Origin of the sequence: Acinetobacter tjernbergiae DSM 14971 = CIP 107465, assembly GCF_000374425.1 — a bacterium.
Taxonomy (GTDB): domain Bacteria; phylum Pseudomonadota; class Gammaproteobacteria; order Pseudomonadales; family Moraxellaceae; genus Acinetobacter; species Acinetobacter tjernbergiae.
The window spans coordinates 91,363-112,030 of record NZ_KB894359.1 but is presented as its reverse complement, the minus strand read 5'-3'; the positions used below and the strand labels follow the sequence as shown (position 1 = coordinate 112,030).

The window sequence follows — 20,668 nt, the reverse complement described above, 5'->3', positions numbered from 1 at the left end:
GCCCCTAACTCAAAAGTTAGAAGCAAGGAGTCATAACTAAAAAGTTATGTCGCAAATTGCGAAGCTGCGATTTTAGACATCTTTCACCTAAATCGCAAGCTAATTCATGTTTTTGAACGAACTAAAAAGACTACATAGCCTTTAAAATTAGGGTCATCAAAATCGTTTGCGTTATTTTGTCTTAACCCATGTTGCACAAAACCTATTTTGTAAGGCAATTGCATGGCTGAAACATGCTTTAAATATTCGGGATAATTCGGAATCGTGTTTGTACCTTGATAGGTTTGAATCACGAGTTCATCAATATTGTTTTTCAAAATATTCAGTGTATTTTGATCCTTGAAATTGGTCCAGTCCAATAATCCTGTAATACTCAGTTGATAATGAGCAGGAAGTTCTTTCCTCAACTTTTCTAGAAATAGGGCATATTCTTTTAAATTATTGGTTCGGCTGTCGAAGTCGATTTGAATTCCTTGAACTTGATTTCCGTGATTATTCCAATGTTCTAAACGCTTGAAAACAGCTTGGTAATTTTGTTCATTCCAGTCTAGATGATGAGTTCTAAAGACTAACCAGATTTTTTGATGAGGTAATTTGAGGATAGAAACACCTTGTGGTGTTAGTATTGAACTCCGCCGTTGTTTTGAATAGCGAATTTCACCTTGTAAAATATAAAGTTCTTTGGCTTTACTTAGATAAGGTGCAGATTGAATCTCACCCCAAATCCAAAAAGAATCGAAATTCTTCGCATCAATTGTTGAAGTCGCTGATTGTGTTGGTTGGCAGGCATTCAGGCCAAAAACAAAGAGAACATAGATGATTGTTTTAAGCGACTTCAACATTGTTAATTACCAATAATACTTGAGTGATTTCGCCCAACTGGTATTTGGATAATCTCTCTTCATTTGATCAAACCACTGCTTTCGTATTGTTTTGCTTACTTCAGCACCACCACAATCATTAATGCCACTGGGTGCGTAACATTGAATTGCCCGATAAAGTGCATAAGCTTGTAAATCACCTTTACTAGGCGATTTTATGAGGTCTTGATAAATTTGACCGCGAATAAAGACTTTGCCATCAAAACTTGATGTTTGTTGTTCGCTATAAGAAAGCTGCTGTAATGAATAGCCTTCCGCACTGCGGAAATATTCTCCTAAGCAGACATTTAAGAATAAATCTTTAGGTGTCTGAGCCAATTGGCTGACCAAAGTTTCTAAATTTGAGCATTTTAGTTGTGGTGTAATGTTTGCTCCATTCCAAATGAAATTTGAAAAATCAGGTTTGTTTTTGAATTGTTCATTGTCACTGTTATAACCTTTATATTGCGCTGCATCTTTAGGCATAAAAGCATAACTTTGTTTGAATAATTTAAACTGTTGATGTGCCAAGCTTTTACTTAAAAGGGTATAAGTAGCAGCTTGTTTCTGATCCATGTTGCTTTGATCGGATTGAATAATTTTTTGTAAACTGTCTGTATTTGCGATTTGAGTAATAAAATTTCTTTGTAGATTTGCTTGAGTGATTTGAGCTTTTTTTCCAATAAAGGCTGAATAATCTTGTTTAGTCGCCAAATGATTAGATAGAGCCGTTTCAAATAAACCATGCTGATAACTATCTTTGGCTTGTGTAAGTTGCTGACGCCAATAGTGTTCAGCATTTTGTTGTAGTTCAATTTTTTCTAAAATTTGTCCTTTTAAAAAAGTCTGGCTTAACTGCAAATAACTACTATTTTTAGCATTTGCTTTAGGTAAGTAATTTTGAGCTTCTTGAGCTTTATTTTGAACAAAAAATAAGTGAGCAGCTTGTAAATATTGAAATAGTTCAGGCTGGGTTTTGAATAGTTCTTTTTGTTTATTCAGTTGCGCCCATGATATTGGATGATAATTTTCTGAACTTGATTCACGCATATACATCAAATCGTAAATTGCCAAGAAAAATGGGTCTTTTAAGTTTTTAAGATCAAAAGATGTACTCTCGAACACTCGACGGTCAATTTCGGCGGGAAGTTCACTCATTTCCAAATTATAAAATTTTGATGCCGGATTTTTGATTTGCCAGACAATTTCATTGACTAATAAATCTTGGCGTTTTGAAAGCCAAAAACCACGACGCATAAAACCACGCGCACTCGCAACGTATTGCCCATTTGGATAGGCTTTTAGGTAAGTGGTGATATTATCCAAAAATTGTTTGAGTAAATTTTGGTTAATATTGTCTAAATAAACATCACCATATTGATCTACACCAGTTGCATAGGCTGAATTGAGTGATGTTCGAATTAACATATACTGCGAAGTTTCTTTTAGCCACGCATCTTCAACTGTGGTTAAAACAGTATAAATTTTGGTCGCAGCAGAATAATTGCTATTATAAAACAGAATGCTCGCATTTAAATAAGAAGCATACTGGCGTGTTGTTGTTGACCAATTTGGATCAATCGCAATCAATTCAATTTTGTCACCACACTGATTCATTTTCTTGCGTTCATGAATCAAAATTTGTTTTTCGAGATTTGGAATCGCTTTATTATTTTGAACTTGCGTTATAAAAGTAAGATTGCCCGAGCTGAAAGTTGAGCAACGTTCATCAAAGATAGTTTCAGTCTGTTCTAAGAATTTCCTTTGGTTTGGGGCTTTGTTTTGAGTCAGAAATGACAAGTTAGATGCATCAAAAGGTACAGTACCATAAACAGCATCCCATAAATTCTTATCTGCTGTCATCGGTTTGATAGTTGCAAGCCCTAAGTCACTGAGCAGCAATGTGATATTGGTTTGGCTATCATTTGAGGGATACAATATAGGAAGATTACTACAACCATTGAGATGCTTGTCATTGATTGCAAAATTGGGTTCGCAAAATTGCTCTACGCCAGCATAGGTCATTGGACTATGATAAACAGCCAGTGAAATGCAAGAATAAAAAATGGATTTTAAGATAAATTTGTTATGTCGTTTCATTTAGGCAATAAAGGATGAAATGTTTTTATTGCGCGAAATGATAACAAGTGGAGAGGGGAATAAAAAGACAGAGATGTCTCTATCTTTTTAAAAAATAGGGAGGAATGGTGCAGGACTTTTGAATGTGAAGCTAAGGCTTAAACTAATCACAGTAATTAAAATTACTGAAAATAGGAAAAAGCGTTTTGCCCAAAGCTGATCATCCTCAGCTTTAAATCCTAAAATACCAATGTAGAACCAATAAATGCAAAGGGCATTGCAGATCACCAAGAAAATAAGATTGGTGTATCCATATACATATAAAGCATTCATTGCAACGGTAAATAGAACCACATAAATCAGTGATTCGATTTTGGTTCTAAGAATAGAACGCGCTACAGGTAAAATAGGCACGCCTGCATTTTTGTAGTCATCAAAACGGTAAATCGCGATCGCCCATGAGTGCGGCATTTGCCATAGAGCATATGCAACAAAAATAAGGAGAGCAGCGACATCGAATTGACCACTGACAGCCGTATAACCAATAACAGGAGGACTCGCTCCAGAAATACTACCAATCACGGTTTGATGGATCGTGGTACGTTTAGTCCACAAACTATAAAAACCGACATAGACGACAAAACCAATCACAGCGAATAAAAATGCATATGCATTGACATAGAACCAAAGCATACTAAAACCAATCACACCTAATATAAATGCATAGCACATCGCAATCGTAGGGGAGATCGTTTTCTTAACAAGAGCACGGTTCATAGTGCGTTGCATTTTTTGATCGATGTCTTGATCAATTACATTATTCACTACACAACCAGAAGCAACCACAAAAGTTGTTCCAATTAATGTAAGTAGTAATAAGAGGACGTCTATAGAGCCTTGAGCGGCTAAAAAGAAGCCGCCCAAGGTGGTAATAAAATTACCGAAGAGAATTCCTGGTTTAGTCAGGAATAAGTACTTTTTCCACATGACAATCAGTTTAGATCATCATGTTGTAGTGTAGGTAATTCATAATCCACACAGAGCCGACTAGAAGTACAGCGATACATAAAATTGTGTAGATAAATGCAATAAGGTTCCAACGCTGTTCAGATGATGTATTCATGTGTAAGAAATACACAAGTTGTACAATGACCTGAGCAACGGCAGCGATTGCAATAACAGCAACTAAGATGCCACGGCTAAAACCACCAGCCATCACCATCCCGAATGGGATGATGGTGAGGATAACAGATAGAATAAATCCAACAGTGTATTGCTTGAAGTTACCGTGTGATGCACCTGCAGCATTATGGTCATGACCACTCATTAGAGAACTCCCAGTAAGTAAACGACGCTGAATACACAGATCCAAACGATGTCAAGGAAGTGCCAGAACAAGCTTAAGCAAGCAAGACGACGTGTATTCGCTAATGTCAAACCATTCTTTTTGATTTGGTACATCAATACCAACATCCACACTAAACCAGAGGTTACGTGAATACCGTGTGTACCAACCAAAGTAAAGAATGATGATAAGAATGCACTATGCGTTGGACCATGACCTTCATGTACAAGGTGATGGAACTCATTGATTTCCATACCGATGAAGGTTGCACCGAAAAGGAATGTGATAAATAACCAAGTAATCACTTGATTCACATTCTTTTTATAAGATGCAAGCACTGCAAAGCCAAACGTTACAGAAGAGATCAAAAGGGCAAAGGTTTCACCTAATACATAACCCAATGATTCACTGAATAAGTCTTTTGCACTTGGAGTACCTGGCGGAATATGACTGCTTAATACAGCGAACGCGATGAAGAGTGATCCGAAAAGAATCAAGTCACTCATCAAGTAAGTCCAAAAACCAAAGACCGTTAAGTCGGTATCATCATGTTCGTGATGACCGTCATGACCGTGGTTGTCGTGATGAAGTACTTCAGCCATTTCCTTAGTCCTTCTTCAAGTGTTTTTCAAGTAAAGCATAGCGTTCGTTTTCAATACGCTCAACTTCAGCAGCAGGAACATAATAATCAACATTCTTCGTGAATGAGCTTACGATCAAGCTAACAACAGCAGAAACGAATGAAACGACAACAAGCCACCAAATATGCCAAATGAGTGCAAAGCCCAATACAGTAATAAACATTGCAATGACAAAACCAGCAGCACGATCAGTCGGCATGTGGATGTCTTCATATTTGGTATTACGTGCGTATGCTACACCATTTTCTTTGTCAGTCCAGAAACGGTCAACACCGCTAGCATCTGGTACATGTGCAAAGTTATAGAATGGAGCAGGAGATGACGTTGCCCATTCAATGGTACGGCTATCCCATGGATCACCTGTGTAATCCATGTTGTCCTTGCGTTGTAAGAAACCAACGATAATTTGCATTAGGAAACATGCAATACCGATTGCAACAAGAACAGCACCAAATAATGCGATCGCTAAGTATGGATCCCATTCAGGGTTGTCATATGTATTCAAACGACGTGTCATACCCATGAAACCAAGGATATAAAGTGGCATGAATGCAAAATAGAAACCGAAGAACCAGAACCAGAACGCAGCTTTACCCCATGCTTCATTGAGTTTCCAACCAAACATTTTCGGCCAGTAGAAGATGATGCCGGCAAACATACCAAACACCACACCACCGATAATTACGTTATGGAAGTGAGCGATCAAGAAGAGTGAGTTGTGTACGAGGAAGTCCGCAGGTGGAACCGCCATTAATACACCAGTTAAACCACCGATACCAAATGTGATCAGGAAGCCAAGCGTCCATAACATTGGAGTCGTGAAAGTAATGCGACCTTTATACATTGTGAATAACCAAGAGAAGATTTTCACACCTGTAGGAATCGCAATAACCATGGTCATGATACCGAAGAACGCGTTAACGTTCGCACCAGCACCCATGGTGAAGAAGTGGTGAAGCCATACAACGAACGCAAGAACAGTAATCGCAATCGTTGCATACACCATAGACTTGTAACCGAACAACGCTTTACGAGAGAAGGTTGCAACGATTTCTGAGTATAGACCAAATGCTGGTAATACTAAGATATATACTTCAGGGTGACCCCATGTCCAAATCAAGTTCACATAAAGCATTGGGCTACCGCCAAGCTCATTGGTGAAGAAATGGAAGCCGAAGTAACGGTCTAAAGTAAGCATTGCAAGTGTACCTGTTAATACAGGGAATGATGCAATGATTAATACAGCCGTACAAAGTGAAGTCCACGTAAAGATTGGCATATCCATTAATTTCATGCCAGGCGCACGCATTTTAATGATGGTAACAAAGAAGTTAACACCAGATAAAAGCGTACCAAGACCAGAAACCTGAAGTGCCCAGATATAGTAGTCAACACCAACACCAGGAGAATATTGAATGCCAGAGAGAGGAGGGTAAGCCATCCAACCAGTCGCAGCAAATTCACCTAATACTAATGAAATCATCATCAAACCAGCAGCACCAGCGAATAACCAGAAACTTAAAGAGTTTAATAATGGGAACGCAACGTCACGTGCACCAATCTGTAAAGGTACAGAGATGTTCATCATACCTACAACGAGACCCATTGCCACGAAGAAGATCATAATTACACCGTGTGCGGTGAAGATCTGATCGTAGTGGTCAGGGTGTAAGTAACCTTCGCCGCCGCCTTTCGCGAGGAAAAGTTGTAGACGCATCATGATTGCATCGGCGAAACCACGCAGAAGCATGACCACAGATACGATGATATACATGATACCAATCTTTTTATGGTCTACAGATGTAAACCATTCATTCCATAGGTATCCCCATTTTTTGAAATAGGTAATACCACCAAAAACAGCAATGCCACCAAGAGCCATCATGACCATGGTAACGAGTACAATCGGCTCTGTTGGGATAGAATCCCAACCTAATTTGCCAAAAATCATATCCATGTCTTATTCCCCTTGAGCAGCGTGTTCAGCCGCAGCATGAGTTTCTGCTGTTGCATGTCCAGCAGAGTGGTCAACACCGTGATAGTTACTCATATAGCGGTTAATAATTGTTTCAAACAATTTTGGCTCAACTGAAGAGTAATAAGTCACAGGGTGTGGCTTAGTCGGGAACGGTTTCATCGCTTCAGCTTTAGCAAGTGCTTCTTCATCACCAGCAGCTTTAGCACGATTCACTAAATGCTCAATCTGATGCTTAGAACGGTCACCATCTTTAAGCGTCGCTAACTCAGCTTGGTCAAGTGTACCTTTTTGAATTGCTTCTGCATTGATACTTGTACCATTACCAGCTTTCACAGCTTCTACCCATTTCACAAACTCTGGTTCAGTCACGCTATGTGCTTTAAAGCGCATCTGAGAGAAACCATAACCTGAATAGTTTGCTGAGAAACCACGGAAAATACCTGGTTCATCTGCTAATAAGTGAAGGTGAGTTTGCATACCCGCCATTGCATAGATTTGACCACCTAACTGTGGGATGAAGAACGAGTTCATCGTGAAGTTAGACGTAATCTTGAAGCTTATAGGCGTTTTTTCTGGGAAGCGTACTTCGTTTACCGTTGCAATGTTTTGCTCAGGATAGATAAAAATCCATTTAAACTGTTCAGCGACAGCTTGAATAGTTAATGGTGCTTTATCTGATTCTAACGGACGGTAAGGGTCGTACTTGTGGGAACCCCACCAAGTTAACCAAGCTAAAATACCAATAATAATGACAGGAACACCCCAAACAACGATCTCAATTGTCGTAGAGTGTGCCCAAGTAGGTTTATAGTCTGCATCTTTATTCGATGCGCGATATTGCCAACCAAACCATAATGCCATAACGATTGATGGAATCACCACCAAAAGCATTAGATAGATCGCAGTCATCATCAGGTCACTTTGACCTTGACCTACTGGACCTTTATTGTTTAGAAGTACCATATCACCACCACACCCAGTCAAGAGTGCAGCCATCGTTGATAAAGACAATACAGCTAAAATCGTTTGTCTCATTTTACAACCTCGGTGAAGAGTCCCATTCCCTAATTAAATTATGGGATAGCGATTAAAGTGTCGCATGATTGATAAGAATTTTTTGTGAAATGCTTAGCAATCATGCGACACCGCTACGTTGTCGGGCATTATGCCTCATATTGAAAAACTAAGCTACATCTAACAAGGTCAGAAATACTTGTTTTAAAACCCGATTTATTTTGTAGGAATTATTGTTGGTTAGTGTATTTTTTGTATAAATATCAAATTAATATATAAAAAAAGAGGAATAAATCCTCTTTTCTTTATCGATTTGTGATTATTGCTTTACGACCTTAGTTTTTGCCAGTTTATCATGCAAAGTTTGACGATTCTTATTGAATGCGAAGAATGTATAATCAATAAGTGTAATAAATGGCATGAATAATAAATTTAAAACAATAAAGAGAACGCTTCTCAACCAGAAAGCTCTAATGGTATTGACGGGATCATTGGTTTCAACATCAATAATTCTGATCTTGGCGATTTTCTTACCAATGCTTTGTCCCGACTGAGCAATAAAAAAAGCTTGCATCATGAGCATGATAATTAAATAGGCAAAAATACTCATCCAAGCTTCATTGGGGATAAGTTGAATGAGTTGTTGTTGTAATTCAATTGCTTTGTTTGAAGCCATTTGTGTTGCTTGCAATTGCTTTTGAATTTCAAATAATTCTGCATATTGGCTTTGGTTAAAAAAGAACGAAGGAATTGCAGCCATAGGTAACCAGAGTATTAAATCTAGAACTTTAGCGAGTGCGCGTGAATAAAAAGAAGCGAGTTCAGTCGTTTTCTGTTCCACTTTTATTTTAAAAGCGGATTGATCAATTTCATTTTTAACTTGAGCACTAAAAGGTGAATAGCCTGTAGGTTCGTATACAAGTTGTCCTTGAGTCAATTCACCAAGTGTTTTCCATTCGCTCATACCTTCATGCCAAACTAAGTCGGTGAGTAAAACTTGCTGACTAGAAAGCATTTGATTTAGTTGTTCTAAGCTATAAGGTCCAGCTTGTTGGTTATTACGAGCCAAGTAAATTTGCATAATTTTAAAATCTCGATGACTAAAGATGAAAAAAGACCCTACGAAAGGGTCTTTTTTAAAAAAGACTAGGCTTTCTTGATTTGTTCTTCAGCAAGGAAGAACCACGTATCAAGTACTGAGTCAGGGTTCAGTGACACAGATTCGATACCTTGTTCCATGAGCCATTTTGCAAGATCAGGATGGTCTGAAGGGCCCTGACCACAAATACCAACGTATTTGCCTGCTTTACGGCAAGCATGAATTGCCATAGAGAGGAGTGCTTTAACTGCTGGATCACGTTCATCAAATAAGTGAGAGACGATACCAGAGTCACGGTCAAGACCGAGTGTTAATTGTGTTAAGTCATTTGAACCGATTGAGAAACCATCGAAATGCTCAAGGAACTGTTCAGCCAATAAAGCATTGGTTGGTAGTTCGCACATCATAATGATTTTTAAACCATTTTCACCACGTTTCAAACCATTCTGTGCAAGTAACTCAATGACGCGTCTCGCTTCATTTACCGTACGTACGAAAGGAATCATGATTTGAATATTGGTCAGACCCATTTCGTCACGTGCTTTTTTCAAGGCACGGCATTCAAGCTCGAAACAATCACGGAAATTATCAGATACATAACGACTTGCACCACGGAAGCCCAACATTGGGTTTTCTTCCTCAGGTTCGTATAATTTCCCGCCGATGAGGTTTGCATATTCATTTGACTTAAAGTCAGACATACGAACAATCACAGGCTTGTTTGCAAACGCAGCAGCAAGTGTTGAAATACCTTCCACTAATTTTTCAACATAGAATTCGATCGGTGATGTATAACCAGCCGTACGGGTCATGACTGCCGCACGAGTTTCACGTGGTAAGCTTTCAATGTTCAATAAGGCTTTTGGATGCACACCAATCATACGGTTGATGATGAACTCAAGACGTGCAAGACCGATCCCTTCATTTGGAATTTGAGCAAAGTCAAATGCACGGTCAGGGTTACCCACATTCATCATGATTTTGAATGGTAGTTGTGGCATTGAATGCACTGAGTTACGTTGAACTTCAAAGTCTAACGAACCTTCATAGATAAAGCCTGTATCACCTTCAGCACAAGAAACAGTAACTTCTTGACCATCGGTTAATACTTCTGTTGCATTACCACAACCAACGATTGCAGGTACACCTAATTCACGTGCAATAATTGCTGCGTGACAGGTACGACCACCACGATTGGTGATAATCGCAGCTGCACGTTTCATCACTGGTTCCCAATCTGGATCAGTCATGTCAGAAACAAGTACATCACCGTCTTGTACTTTGTCCATTTCTTTAATCGAAGTGACAATACGAACTTTACCAGAACCGATGCGTTGACCAATTGAACGTCCTTCACAAATGACAGTGCCGCGTTGTTTTAATAGGTAACGTTCCATTGTGCCGACATTTTGACGACTTTTTACGGTTTCTGGACGTGCTTGAACGATATAGATTTGACCATCGTCACCATCTTTTGCCCATTCGATGTCCATTGGTGAACCATAATGCTGTTCAATAATCAACGCTTGTTTAGCAAGTTCATGCAATTCGTGATCATTTAACGCAAATTGTTGACGTTCTGGTTTTTCAACATCAACCACAACGACTGATTTACCAGCAGCACCTTCTTCACCATAAATCATTTTTTGGTGTTTAGAACCAAGGTTACGGCGTAAAACAGAGTGTTTCCCATTGTTTAAAAGAGGTTTAGATAAATAGAATTCATCAGGGTTTACTGCACCCTGTACCACCATTTCACCTAGACCATAAGATGCAGTAATAAAGACCACATCACGGAAACCAGATTCTGTATCTAGGGTAAACATGACACCCGCAGCGCCAGTTTCTGAACGAACCATGCGCTGCACACCTGCAGAGAGGGCAACAACACTGTGTTCGAAACCTTGGTGTACACGGTAAGCAATCGCACGGTCATTATAAAGCGAGGCAAAAACTTCTTTGATTGCAATAAGAACGTTATCAATACCACGAATGTTTAAGAATGTTTCTTGTTGTCCTGCAAAAGAGGCATCAGGTAAGTCTTCTGCGGTTGCAGATGAACGTACTGCAACAGCGATATCTGGATTACCGTTTGAGAGAGCCGTAAATGCTGCACGAATTTCTTGTTCTAAAGTTGCAGTAAGCGGAGTATCAACAATCCATTTACGGATTTTTGCGCCTGTCTCTATAAGTGCGTTTACATCATCAACATTAAGCTGATCGAGTTCAGCCTGAATTCGAGCGTTTAAACCACTTTGATCTAAAAACTCACGATAGGCAGCCGCAGTTGTTGCAAAACCACCAGGTACCGATACACCAGCATTGGATAAATGACTGATCATTTCGCCCAAAGATGAGTTTTTCCCACCTACGAGTTCGACATCGTGTTTCCCTAATTTTTCCAGACCGATTACGCGCGCTTCCAAAGTATTTACTCCACTTTTTTTGCAGTATGAATGACCATCATTGGTATGAAATGATACGAATGTGCCTAGATTTAGCGTTTTACTAAGCGACAGTCATGTTAGATGAGTTTACTATAAAGATTATAGAGCACTAAGACAAATGTTTAAGGAGAATTTTGATGCCCGTAAGTAAACAAATTAAACGGAGCGTATTTTTTATTTCAGATGGTACCGCAATTACCGCAGAAACCCTTGGACATTCACTACTTGCGCAATTTCCAAACGTTGATTTTGACATCCATATCATGCCTTATATCACCACTGAAGAAGCAGCGATGAATGTGGCTGTAGAGATCAATGCATGCCAGTCTCGTGATGGTTCTTTACCGCTTGTTTTTGATACTTTGGTTGATCCTCATGTTCGAGAAATTATTAATACAGCCAAAGCGGTAAATTTAGATGTTTTTGAGGGATTAATTAGTAAACTTGAGCAAGAATTGGGAACACCACCAACGACATTGGTTGGACAAACACACGCAGTCACAGATTCAGAATATTACAAAGCACGTATTGATGCCGTTCATTTTGCTTTAGACAATGACGATGGCGCAAGAACACGTCATTATGATAAAGCTGACATTATTTTAATCGGCGTTTCTCGTTCTGGGAAAACACCAACATCAATTTATCTGTCTTTGCAATTTGGTATTCGTGTCGCAAATTATCCATTAACTGAGGAAGATTTAGACGATAACCGTTTACCCAAAGTTTTAAGAGAACATAAAAATAAACTTTTTGGTTTGATGATTGATGCTGAACGTTTAGTTGCGATTCGTAATGAACGTAAGGCAAATAGTCGTTATGCAAGTTTTAGCCAGTGTCAGATGGAATTACGTGCGATCGAAGGGATTTATATTTCAGAAGGAATTAAGTACTTAAATGTCACTGAAATGTCGATTGAAGAAATCTCAACGCGTATTTTACAAGCGACGGGTTTAAAACGTCGTATTGGTTAAATATGATAATAAATAATTAAAAAGCGTAGACAATGTGCTGCGCTTTTCTCGTTTAGCAGTCACAAAAATAGGAATAGATAATGGAAAAACTTGCTTTATTATTACCCTTGATTTTACTTTCGCAAGCACATGCTGAAACACTTGCTCAGTTTGAGAAAAAGCTGATTAAAAATTATGATAAAAAGGATTTTTATGAAGTGAATCAAAAGATTGAAACGGCAATTGTGAATAAAATAAAGCAAGACCCTACGAGTTTTAGTTATTCTTTTCCTGTTTTTCAGGATCATTATAATTTGCGTATACATTTTTCGCCTGACAAGAGCCTAAAGTTTTATACCTTTGATGTTGGTAGTGGGGGAACGATGGGAGAATATGCATCTTATGCTCAGTCAAAAAAAGCAGATAAAACGACTTTAGTCTCAATGGATACGGGCTTTATTTTAGATGTGAAACAAACTGAATTTGAAAAACAACCTGTTTATCTAGTTGAAAATTATTATAAAGGAAGTAGTTGTATTGGAGCGTATGCAATTCATGCTTTCAAACCAACAAAAACTGGGAATATTCAGGCGATTAAAGTTTTTCAAACGAAGAAAGCTCAATTTGATCATATTCAAGTTGATTTTGATTGCAAAAATCATGAAGGATCGAATGATGTACCTGATTATATTCGTAGTGATAAGAGTTTGAAAAATATTGATTTTATGCTATTGGATAAAGACTATAAGCCCCAAGGGAAATATTTACGCTATGCTAAAAATAATAAGATGTATCAATATGTTGGTGTGGTGAAGTAAGCATTCTCGTTACCAACAATGCTTACTTGAGAAAGTGTGAAATTATTTGTTTTTAATATCCATCAACAAACTAAAGTTTTCCAAACGTTTTTGCGTATCATAAATATCACAAGTAAAGATAAACTCATCAACATCATATTGATTGGCAATTTTATTTAACCCAGTTTTAACCGTTTCTGGTGAGCCGATTTGTGCCATAGCATAAAAATTCTGAATTGCCATTTGTTCGGCACTACTTGCTAAACCCTGCGTCGATTCAATAGGTGGTTTTAGCTTTAAACTATGCCCACGAATCAGATTCAAAATTCGTTGGTAAGAACTGGTTGCTAAATATTGTGCTTCATCATCGGTTGCTGCGACTACAGTGGGTACACCCATTGAAACATAAGGTTTATCTAAATATTCAGATGCTTGGAAATTATCACGATAAATTTCGATTGCTTGTCCTAACATTCTTGGTGCGAAATGAGAGGCAAAAGAATAGGGAAGTCCTAGCTTAGCCGCCAGTTGTGCGCTAAATAAACTTGAACCGAGTAACCAAACAGGGACATGCGTATTTTGTCCAGGAGTCGCAATAATTTTCTGATTTGGTTGTGGTGCTTTGAAGTATTGTAAAATTTCCATCACATCTTGGGGAAATTGTTCCTCCGTTTCTTGGCGACCGCGACGTAATGCTCGCATGGTGAGCGGATCAGTTCCAGGTGCGCGACCTAAACCGAGTTCAAAACGGTTTGGGTAGAGTGTTGCTAAAGTCCCGAATTGTTCTGCGACAACGAGTGGAGCATGGTTAGGAAGCATGATACCGCCAGAACCTAAACGAATCTTCTGAGTATGTGCAGCAATAAATCCCAACAGGACAGCAGTTGCTGAACTGGCAATACCATCCATATTGTGATGTTCGGCTAACCAAAAACGTTCGTAACCTAGATTTTCAGCATATTGAGCAAGCTCTAGTGCATGACGAAGTGAAAACTCAATACTTTTATCATCTCTGACGGGTGCTAATTCTAGAATAGAAAATTTTATATCGCGTAGTGATTTCATCATTGACTCTCAAAACCATATATCGAAATAATACGATATTGATTTGATCTTGTATATCGTTTTTGTTCGATATTATGTGTCAATTCATTAAAACAAAAAAAGCGCCCGAAGGCGCCAAAAGGGTAAGCGATATTGTTTGATTATTAGTCTTTATACCAACCACGATGATAGCCATTATCATGACGATAATTATGGCGAGAATTGTAGTAGCGGCGTTCATCATAAGAGCGGCGATTTTCATAACGACGATCATCATACGAACGACGACTTTCGTAGCGGCGATCTTCATCACGATCTTGTCCTACTTTTTGACCTAAAGTCGCACCGCCTGCTGCACCTAAAGCAGCACCAATATAACCACCATTGGTTCCAGCGACATTACGACCTACAGTGTAACCACCAGCTCCACCTAAACCACCACCAATTGCAGCTTCAGTACGGTCACGTTTATTACTTGATGCTGCTGCACCGCCAGCTCCACCAATTGCAGAGCCAATCATTGCTCCTGTTTGTCCACCTAATTGTTGCCCAATTGCTGTACCGACAACACTACCTAGAGCTGATGTCGCTGCGACACGAGTTGAATTATCTGCATGAGTAACAGTCATCACTGATGAACAACTTGCTAAGATAATGCCACATAACCACATATTCGATTTCATGATGAAACTCCTTATCCATTCTTTTGGACAGTATTCTTTTGCTTGTGGTAAATGTAACAAGATTTTTAAGTGAAAATATGAAGTGCAATAGTTGGATTGAGAGAGTTTGATGATGGTTTTGTATGTGTTCTATTACAAATGAAGGGATTATGAATAAACTATAAAAACAAAGAGTGATGATTTTTGGAACAACTTAAAAGAGATGAATCGAGTAGAATAGATCAAGTTTGAGTGAGGGTTTATTTATGCTGCTGGAAAAAATTTTGCAATCTCAGGGCTTTGGTTCACGTAAGTATTGCCAGCAGTTAATTAAAAATGGTTTTGTGCAAATCGAAAATCAGGTTTGTAACAATCCTAAGCAAAATATTAATACGGAACAGCTTTGCTTTCAGGTGTTTGGTGATGAATACCAATATCGAGAGCATATCTATATTGTTTTAAATAAACCGCAAGGTTATGAATGCTCACATCAGGCAACACATCATAAAAGTGTATTTAGTTTATTGCCTGAAATTTTGATTCATCGAGGTATTCAGTGTGTTGGACGTTTAGACCAAGATACAACAGGGTTATTGCTGTTAACGGATGATGGTCAATATTTACAAGCATTAACCAATCCACGAAAACACGTCCCTAAAGTGTATCATGTGACCACTGCTGATCCGATCATGCCTGAACAGAAAATGGCTTTAGAACAAGGGGTTGAATTACGTAATGAAAAAGGTATCTATGCTGCCACCAATGTTCAACTATTTTCAACACATCAATTGGCGATGACGATTCATCAAGGCGTTTATCATCAAGTCAAACGTATGTTGGCTGCGGTCGGTAATAAGGTTGAAGTTTTGCATCGACATCAAATCGGTTTACTAGAACTTCCTGAATTAAAAGAAGGTGAGTGGATCTATTTAACACCTTCACAAAAACAGCTGAGTCAAAATATTGCTTTGGATGAATGATTACTTTAAGAAGCAATGAAAGGTCTTGAATTCATCATCACGAATAAAGCCCATTTGCTCATAGAGTTGGTGTGATTGGTAATTATTCTTCTGTGTTTCAAGGCTAATCCGCTGAGCATTATCGTGACGTGCAAAAAGAATGGCAGTATCAATCAATTGTTTTGCAGAGCCTTGTTTGCGATAAGAGGGTGTGACATAGACATCATCCAAAATGTAATACGTTTCACAAGCAACAGAGGAAAATGCGAGATAAAGTAAAACAAAACCAGTGAAATCATCGTCTTTAAGATGAATGAAAATGACGCTATCTTTATTATCGAAACGATGTTTTAAAAATTGATAAGATTGTTCAATATTTGATGATGCCCCATAGAATTGGCGATATTCATCAAATAAGACAGCAAGCTGATGGAGATCTTCCTTTATTGCTCGTTTAACAATCATTCTTGTTGATCCTTACATTTATAATTGTATTTGAACTGTCAGGATAACGAAAAAAATTCAGCTTAAAAAATAAAAACTTGTTTATAAATGCAACATTGTTAACTTTTGTCACTTTCACCTAAAAGTGCATTCAGCTCTTCAAATAAATCTTCGTGATCATCTTCTATATCAATTGCGGATGGATTTTCGTTTGCTGCGGCATTTTTAGATTTACGAAGTTTAAGTAACTGCTCCATATTGATGTTTTGGTTTTCAATTGCAAACGGGATTGACTTCGTCAGAACGACCTGCTTAAAGAAAAGACGAACGGCTTGAGCAGGGGATATGCCGAGCTGCTTAAAAACGGCAAAAGCCTGTTTTTTTTCCTGTGAATCGAGGCGAACCTGATAAACTTCTGTTTTTCGCATACAGAATAAGACCAAATATTTTTAATTATCGTCATGTATTCTAAACCATTGCAATGTAATTTCAATATTTTTGAAGTGAAAAATAGATTTTTTGTCATTACGCTGTATTTACAATGTAAGTTCAAAATTAGAACTAAAGCACATTCCTTGATTTAGAATCGGATCTATAAAATAAATTTCCTTTGCTAATAATTGTAGCGGTTGGCTAAAGTCATCATCAGCTTTATGCGCCACCATTGGATAAAAGGGGTCATTTAAAATCGGGAGACCTAAATAATTAAGGTGTACACGTAATTGATGCTGTTTCCCTGTTTTAGGTTGAAGTCGATATTTCGCATGTTGTTGGTTGTGCTCAAGTAGCTCGATGAATGTTTCCGTATTTTGAGCTTTTTCAGCATTAGTTTGCATGGTGTAGAAAGGATTTCCTTTTTCCATATGCAATTGTAAAGTTTGTGGAAAAATGATTTCAGAACGATAAGCAGCAATCGCATGATAGATTTTTTGTACTTTTCGATCGGCAAAAAGCTGTTGGTATATCCCTCTACATTCTGGTTTTTTACAGAATAAAACGACACCGGCTGTTTCTCGATCTAATCTGTGGATTGGAGTCAGTTCTTCATAGCCTGTTTGTTTCTTTAAGCGGACGAGTAATGTTTCTTGAACGTATTGTCCTGTCGGTGTCATTGTCAGAAAGTGGGGTTTATCAACGACGAGTAAATGTTCATTTTCGTATAAAATCTCATGCTGAAAGGGCACATGGATTTCTTGAGCTAGGAAACGATAATAAAAAATATGGCTATTGGGCGTATAGATACTGTCTATTTTTAATTTTTCACCGTTCGCAGCATAGATTAATTCATCGCTAAAACGTTGTTGCCATTCGCTTGATTGAATATGTGGAAAGTGTTGGCAAAGATAAGCAAAAATGGTAGGTGCAGAAATTTCATGGGGTAAAAAGACTTTACTGGCACTGACACCGTTGATTAAGGGGGGAGAAAAGATAGATGCGGTAGAATCAATCATATTTAGTTAGTAAGTGGTCAAGTTTATTAAGATTGCTGATTTTTATAGATATCGTGTTTAGTTTTTATCTCCTGATAGCATTGAGTACAGACAACAGCCATATTATTAAAGTTATGGAATGAATCTGTCATACCATTCTCCTGAGTAAAAACATATTCACATGCCAAACACCAGCCTTGTGGATTCGTTGGGGTAGAAACATTTTCAATAAAACCCAGAGGATAATTATTGTTATTTTGAATCAAATGTCCGCATACGACAGCAGCATAATTTTGACCATGACATTCGCAATGTATAAATAAAGATTCAGAAGACATTTCTATCCTTTAATATTTAGCTCATGATTGCATTAAAAAGAATCAACTTCTTTCCATAGATTAGGCTTTACCTCAGGGCAATGTTATCATAGTCAGCATCCCAATTTTGTTCTATTTGCCATGTCATATTCAGTGAAATTTACTTTAAATCATGAACAAGACACTCAATATTTTTCGCAAGTGCTTTCACAACAAGTGCATTCAGGCATTATATATTTGATTGGTGATTTAGGGGCTGGAAAAACGACATTTACGCGTTATTTTCTACAACATCTTGGGCATCAAGGTTCAGTAAAAAGTCCAACTTATACCTTGGTTGAACCCTATACCATTCAAGGCAAAGAAATTTTCCATTTCGACTTATATCGTTTAGATGATCCCTATGAATTAGAGTTGATGGGAATCCGTGACTATTTAGAAACACCTGATGCTTTATTTTTATTTGAATGGCCATCGAAAGGTGGGGATGAAATTCCTCAAGCCGATGTAATCATTGATATTCAAAAATCAGACGATGAGTTAACTCGATTCGTGACATTGACCACGTCATCTGAACCTTTAGCTCAAATTTTGCAGGAACAATTGAATGGTGCATGATTCAACTCGTCGTATTCATACACTTGATGCAGCCTTAGCTAACCAAATTGCAGCAGGCGAGGTCATTGAACGTCCGTCTTCAGTGGTTAAAGAGTTATTGGAAAACGCGATTGATGCTGGGGCAACCGAACTGATTATTCGGGTGGCACAAGGTGGTTCAACACTGATTGAAATCATTGATAATGGTCATGGTATTCATGCTGAAGACTTACCATTAGCCGTGATGCGTCATGCGACGAGTAAAATTCAAACTGCTGAAGATCTACATGCGATTGTCAGTTTAGGATTTCGTGGGGAAGCATTGGCTTCGATTGCTGCCGTGTCTCGTTTAACGTTGACCAGTAGTCAAGATGAGCAGGGTATCGGCTATCAAGTTGAAGTCAATGGAACGGCTTTTGATCATCAGCAAATACAGGCTGTTGCAGCACAAAAAGGGACACATATTCGTGTGCAGGACTTATTTTTTAATGTCCCCGCTCGCCGTAAATTTTTAAAAAAACCAAGCACAGAATTTGGTCATATTGAAGAAATCGTTCGCCGTTTGGCTTTGACTCATTTTGAAATCCGTTTTGTACTCGAACATAATGATAATATTCGTTTGAATTTACCCATCGCAGATAGTGGTGAATTACGTTATCAACGAGTGCAACAATTATTGGGTCAAGCATTTATCCAAAATGCATATTGGATTGATGCTGAAAGTATTAATATGCGTTTGTCTGGTTGGTTGGGGCATCCTTCAGATGCACGTGCGCAGGCGGACATGCAGTATGTCTATGTGAATGGTCGTATTGTCAAGGATAAAACCATTTCACATGCTTTGCGTATGGCCTATGAAGGCATTTTGCATGGGCATCAACATTCATCTTATTTGCTGTTTTTAGAAGTTGACCCTGAAAATATCGATGTCAATGTACATCCAACCAAACATGAAATTCGCTTTTTAAATCAACGTGAAGTGCATGAGTTTGTACGTCATTATGCTAAAGCAACATTGTCGCAATTTCAAACAGCAAGTACTGATTTAGCCCAAGCCATGAAAATGGATGATGCCGCGACAGAGCATTTTAATTATCAGCCACAACCGAAATACCAAGAACAATTTAATTTACATCGTGCAATTGTAGAGTCTGAGCCGCAAGCCAATCAGCAAGTAGAAATATCAACAGATTTATTGACGGACTTTAATCATAGTCGTCCACAAGCAGTACAATATCATTCAGTCCCACAACAACCTCATTATAATGGTACGGCACAACTAAATAATGCACTCAAAACTTATTTAGCACCTTTGCGTGATGAGCAAATTCCTTACGTTGCTACAACCGCAGCTCACCCCTTTGATAAAGAGGGGGCAATAGATGATCAAACGATCCCTTCTCGTGTTGATGAATTTCCATTAGGCATCGCAATTGCTCAGCTTCATGGTATTTATGTTTTGGCGCAAAATACCGAAGGTTTGATTATTGTCGATATGCATGCAGCGCATGAGCGTATTTTGCTACAACAAATGAAAGCTGCATGGGATAAACCAGAATTCTGGACGTCACAACAATTACTGATTCCAAAAATAGTGTCAATCACACGAATGCAAGCCACCCGTGTTGAGGAGTTGCAGGCACAATTGCAACGTTTAGGATTGGAAATTGATCAGTATGGTGATGAGCAGGTGGTTGTTCGTGGCGTGCCTGCGATTTTGCACAAAGCAGATTTTGGTCGTTTAATTCCTGAATTGTTAAATGATCTTGACCCGAATGATGAAGCGAGAGGTTTATTGCAAAAACGTGATGAACTATTAGCGGGGATGGCATGTCATGGTGCAGTACGTGCACATCGCCAGTTAAGTCTATCCGAAATGAATGCTTTATTGCGTCAAATGGAACAAACTGAGTTTGCGAGCCAATGTAATCATGGGCGTCCAACTTGGCGTGCATTTCCATTACATCAATTAGATAAATTATTTGCTCGAGGAGAGTAGTTT

At 38.4% G+C, this 20,668-nt stretch carries 20 protein-coding genes; 5 read left to right on the top strand and 15 right to left on the bottom strand.

What is annotated here, in order from left to right; translation table 11 throughout:
* Nucleotides 1–104: 104 nt before the first annotated feature.
* The 9 genes from C502_RS0107010 to ppsA all read right to left on the bottom strand — a co-directional run bounded on the left by C502_RS0107010 (nt 105) and on the right by ppsA (nt 11,442).
* A complete protein-coding gene (locus C502_RS0107010) occupies nt 105–842 on the bottom strand; it encodes a DUF3142 domain-containing protein (protein WP_018678120.1) in 738 nt (245 codons plus the stop codon).
* Nucleotides 843–848: 6 nt separating this feature from the next.
* Nucleotides 849–2,960, bottom strand: coding sequence for a hypothetical protein (locus tag C502_RS0107005; RefSeq protein WP_023274540.1), 2,112 nt, complete (start codon nt 2,958–2,960; stop codon nt 849–851).
* An 87-nt stretch (nt 2,961–3,047) separates the two neighbouring features.
* The gene (gene cyoE, locus C502_RS0107000) at nt 3,048–3,926 is read right to left on the bottom strand and encodes a heme o synthase (protein WP_018678118.1); all 879 of its coding nucleotides are present in this window, start codon (nt 3,924–3,926) and stop codon (nt 3,048–3,050) included.
* A gap of 10 nt (nt 3,927–3,936) precedes the next feature.
* The gene (locus tag C502_RS0106995; protein ID WP_018678117.1) at nt 3,937–4,266 is read right to left on the bottom strand and encodes a cytochrome o ubiquinol oxidase subunit IV; all 330 of its coding nucleotides are present in this window, start codon (nt 4,264–4,266) and stop codon (nt 3,937–3,939) included.
* Entirely contained in the window at nt 4,266–4,886 is a 621-nt protein-coding gene (gene cyoC / locus C502_RS0106990) for a cytochrome o ubiquinol oxidase subunit III (RefSeq protein ID WP_018678116.1), read from the bottom strand. The genes C502_RS0106995 and cyoC overlap by 1 nt, the downstream gene beginning before the upstream one ends.
* Nucleotides 4,887–4,890: 4 nt before the next feature.
* Nucleotides 4,891–6,882 (bottom strand): cytochrome o ubiquinol oxidase subunit I, encoded by a 1,992-nt coding sequence (cyoB, locus tag C502_RS0106985; RefSeq protein WP_018678115.1) that lies wholly within the window; start codon nt 6,880–6,882, stop codon nt 4,891–4,893.
* Between the two features lie 3 nt (nt 6,883–6,885).
* Nucleotides 6,886–7,938, bottom strand: coding sequence for a ubiquinol oxidase subunit II (gene cyoA, locus C502_RS0106980; RefSeq protein WP_018678114.1), 1,053 nt, complete (start codon nt 7,936–7,938; stop codon nt 6,886–6,888).
* Between the two features lie 298 nt (nt 7,939–8,236).
* Nucleotides 8,237–8,998, bottom strand: a complete 762-nt coding sequence (locus tag C502_RS0106975) for an RDD family protein (RefSeq protein WP_018678113.1) — start codon at nt 8,996–8,998, stop codon at nt 8,237–8,239.
* 65 nt (nt 8,999–9,063) lie between these two features.
* The gene (gene ppsA, locus C502_RS0106970) at nt 9,064–11,442 is read right to left on the bottom strand and encodes a phosphoenolpyruvate synthase (protein ID WP_018678112.1); all 2,379 of its coding nucleotides are present in this window, start codon (nt 11,440–11,442) and stop codon (nt 9,064–9,066) included.
* Nucleotides 11,443–11,600: 158 nt separating this feature from the next.
* On the opposite strand from ppsA, the gene ppsR reads away from it, so the two are divergent.
* Entirely contained in the window at nt 11,601–12,437 is an 837-nt protein-coding gene (gene ppsR, locus C502_RS0106965) for a posphoenolpyruvate synthetase regulatory kinase/phosphorylase PpsR (protein WP_018678111.1), read from the top strand.
* Nucleotides 12,438–12,517: 80 nt separating this feature from the next.
* Nucleotides 12,518–13,234, top strand: coding sequence for a hypothetical protein (locus C502_RS0106960; RefSeq protein WP_018678110.1), 717 nt, complete (start codon nt 12,518–12,520; stop codon nt 13,232–13,234).
* Nucleotides 13,235–13,276: 42 nt separating this feature from the next.
* Here C502_RS0106960 and C502_RS0106955 read toward each other — a convergent pair whose 3' ends face one another.
* Together C502_RS0106955 and C502_RS0106950 are read right to left on the bottom strand one after the other, a co-directional pair.
* A complete protein-coding gene (locus tag C502_RS0106955) occupies nt 13,277–14,278 on the bottom strand; it encodes an LLM class flavin-dependent oxidoreductase (RefSeq protein ID WP_162147109.1) in 1,002 nt (333 codons plus the stop codon).
* Between the two features lie 143 nt (nt 14,279–14,421).
* On the bottom strand, nt 14,422–14,940 hold the full coding sequence (locus tag C502_RS0106950) for a glycine zipper domain-containing protein (RefSeq protein WP_018678108.1): 519 nt from the start codon (nt 14,938–14,940) through the stop codon (nt 14,422–14,424).
* Between the two features lie 245 nt (nt 14,941–15,185).
* On the opposite strand from C502_RS0106950, the gene C502_RS0106945 reads away from it, so the two are divergent.
* The gene (locus tag C502_RS0106945; RefSeq protein ID WP_018678107.1) at nt 15,186–15,899 is read left to right on the top strand and encodes a pseudouridine synthase; all 714 of its coding nucleotides are present in this window, start codon (nt 15,186–15,188) and stop codon (nt 15,897–15,899) included.
* On the opposite strand, the gene C502_RS0106940 is transcribed toward C502_RS0106945, so the two are convergent.
* The 4 genes from C502_RS0106940 to C502_RS0106925 all read right to left on the bottom strand — a co-directional run bounded on the left by C502_RS0106940 (nt 15,900) and on the right by C502_RS0106925 (nt 18,090).
* Entirely contained in the window at nt 15,900–16,343 is a 444-nt protein-coding gene (locus C502_RS0106940; protein ID WP_018678106.1) for a GNAT family N-acetyltransferase, read from the bottom strand.
* 98 nt (nt 16,344–16,441) lie between these two features.
* Complete coding sequence (locus tag C502_RS0106935) at nt 16,442–16,750, bottom strand: type II toxin-antitoxin system RelB/DinJ family antitoxin (RefSeq protein ID WP_018678105.1); 309 nt, start codon at nt 16,748–16,750, stop codon at nt 16,442–16,444.
* A gap of 108 nt (nt 16,751–16,858) precedes the next feature.
* Complete coding sequence (locus C502_RS0106930; RefSeq protein ID WP_018678104.1) at nt 16,859–17,773, bottom strand: pseudouridine synthase; 915 nt, start codon at nt 17,771–17,773, stop codon at nt 16,859–16,861.
* 26 nt (nt 17,774–17,799) lie between these two features.
* Complete coding sequence (locus C502_RS0106925; RefSeq protein WP_018678103.1) at nt 17,800–18,090, bottom strand: hypothetical protein; 291 nt, start codon at nt 18,088–18,090, stop codon at nt 17,800–17,802.
* A gap of 120 nt (nt 18,091–18,210) precedes the next feature.
* Here C502_RS0106925 and tsaE point away from each other — a divergent pair, with 120 nt between their 5' ends.
* Together tsaE and mutL are read left to right on the top strand one after the other, a co-directional pair.
* A complete protein-coding gene (tsaE, locus tag C502_RS0106920) occupies nt 18,211–18,687 on the top strand; it encodes a tRNA (adenosine(37)-N6)-threonylcarbamoyltransferase complex ATPase subunit type 1 TsaE (protein WP_018678102.1) in 477 nt (158 codons plus the stop codon).
* A complete protein-coding gene (gene mutL / locus C502_RS0106915) occupies nt 18,677–20,665 on the top strand; it encodes a DNA mismatch repair endonuclease MutL (protein WP_018678101.1) in 1,989 nt (662 codons plus the stop codon). The genes tsaE and mutL overlap by 11 nt, the downstream gene beginning before the upstream one ends.
* Nucleotides 20,666–20,668 lie beyond the last annotated feature (3 nt).